The 595-nt window shown below is 66.4% G+C and carries 1 pseudogene; it reads left to right on the top strand.

What is annotated here, in order from left to right:
- Positions 1–258: 258 nt before the first annotated feature.
- A pseudogene (locus CXQ89_RS17800) lies at positions 259–595 on the top strand (hypothetical protein); the annotation flags it as partial.

Raw genomic sequence — 595 nt, 5'->3', positions numbered from 1 at the left:
GCCCACATGCCGGAACCAAAGATTGAGATGGCCAGCGCTGCGATCAGTACCCTGTACTCGCGGTGGGCAAAGGGCCGCAGGGCCTTGGGGGTGGGCATAGGCTAAGTCTAGGCTTTGGGCGCGCTCCGGAGGAGCCCCGCAGGCCTGTCCCGGATAAGACGGCGGGTGGGTGGCCGCTCCTGCGGTGGCCTAATGTTAAGCAACCTTAGTATGAGGAATTCCGGCACAGGCGTGCCGGCGAGACAAGCAGAGGTGACCATGGCCAAGCGCAGCAATCCCGCAGTACGGATAGCACAGGAAACTGCCCACAACGCGGTGTTCGACGCAGAGGGGAAGCCTAAACCGGGCGTCCACAACATGCTCCTGAAGGCGGTGGAGATCCAGCGCCCGCTGGTGGTGGCCTACATCCGCCGGCTGCAGAGGAAGCACCCCCGGGCCACAGCCGCCCAGCTCGCCGACATCCTGGAACGTGACTACCTCCGCGCTGTCACCGGCGGCGGTGCTCTGGTGGGCGCCACCGCCGTCGTGCCCGGCGTCGGCACCGTGGCATCCCTCGGACTGTCCGCCGCCGCAACCGTCGGGTTCCTGGAAGCAA

The organism is Arthrobacter sp. ZGTC212, assembly GCF_002929255.1.
In the GTDB taxonomy this organism is placed as follows: Bacteria; Actinomycetota; Actinomycetes; order Actinomycetales; family Micrococcaceae; genus Arthrobacter_B; species Arthrobacter_B sunyaminii.
Note: the sequence above shows the minus strand (reverse complement) of the source record. Positions and strands in the feature narration are given on the sequence as shown.